The following is a 1,320-nucleotide window of genomic DNA, read 5'->3' as shown; positions in this document are numbered from 1 at the left end:
TATTGGCCGTGCTCGTTCCCCCAATACAAAATTCCTAGATACATTCGATTTTAGCTTTCAACCCAGTATTAATCGTCAAGAGGTTCTGGAATTCCAGAACCTGGCTTTTATGGAAAAGTCTGAAAACTTGATCTTTATTGGCAATCCAGGAGTCGGTAAAACCCACTTGGCGATTAGTATTGGGATTGAAGCCTGTAAACAAGGCTGTCGGGTTCTTTTTATTAATTGTCATGAGCTATTGATTAGATTGAGAACAGCTTACGAAAAAGGGCTGCTCGATCGATCTCTAAACCGCTATTCGCGCTATGACTTATTGATTATTGATGAAATTGGGTACTTGCCAATTGGTCACCAAGAAGCTAACCTCCTATTTCAGCTAGTCAATGCCCGCTATGAAAAGCATTCAACGATCATTACCAGCAACAGTGACCTATCCGCTTGGGTTGATATTTTCCAAAATCCAACTGTGACAGCGGCCATTCTCGATCGCTTGGTTCACCATGTTCACGTAGTGAAGATCACTGGTAAATCCTACCGATTACGTGGCCTCAAGTAACTGCCGAAAACCTACATTTCTTTCTGCCGAAAACCTACATTTTTAAACTGCCCTTGACACCAGGTTAATCAATTCTGTTGTAATTGAAGCAACAGTCTTGTATTTATTTATTCTATTTGACATAATATTTTTTCTTTCCTTTTGACAGATGGCTTCTATTTTTATACTCATTGTTATGACTTTTCGTTTGTAAATTAAGTTATTAAAAATCGATGATCATCTTACCATAGAATGACTAACTAAAAAGAACTACCATATCGATCAAGTGTGCTGTCAAAGTTCCAAGGGCAGTTAACATTTTCTAAGTGATGATGATGCTTTTATTGATTCCTAACAATGTTATCGGATTAAAAAAAACAATATTGTGATCGTAAGCTAATTCGACTATCCCTGATGAATTGTTTTAGATTCAAGCAAAAACGACAGCTATCTGGTGACCAAATAAGAATATTAATCGTCCAGAACACTTTTTCAATTATAGTATATAAACACTTTACCACACACGGTAAACATCAACCTATTAGGGACATCACACGATTATTAAAAATCAGTCAAAATAGGAAATAATTTAAAATATCCTTTTTCATGATCTTTCACCTGTCTTAGATTTTAGAAGTATCACTTGGTTTCTCAATTAACTTAAACCGTCGCTGCTGCGTGCGTTTACTAATCCCCGTCTTTCGTTCAATCATCTTGTAGGTCATGCCTTGTTTTCGCAGCTCATAAGCAAATCTGATTTGTTCATCAGAATACGTTTTCGGTCG

Annotated in this window: 1 protein-coding gene and 1 pseudogene; one reads left to right on the top strand and one right to left on the bottom strand. The window is 36.7% G+C overall.

Features of this window, described 5'->3' with window-relative positions; all coding sequences use genetic code 11:
- On the top strand, positions 1-556 hold a 556-nt coding region (istB, locus tag KGF65_RS16640), incomplete at its 5' end, for an IS21-like element helper ATPase IstB (RefSeq protein ID WP_216788263.1).
- A gap of 602 nt (positions 557-1,158) precedes the next feature.
- Here istB and KGF65_RS16635 read toward each other — a convergent pair.
- Positions 1,159-1,320, bottom strand: a pseudogene (locus KGF65_RS16635) (recombinase family protein); the annotation flags it as partial.

It is taken from the genome of Lactiplantibacillus sp. 30.2.29 (assembly GCF_018991255.1).
GTDB lineage: Bacteria > Bacillota > Bacilli > Lactobacillales > Lactobacillaceae > Lactiplantibacillus > Lactiplantibacillus pentosus.
The sequence above is the reverse complement of the archived record's forward strand: the minus strand, read 5'-3'. Positions and strand labels throughout refer to the sequence as shown.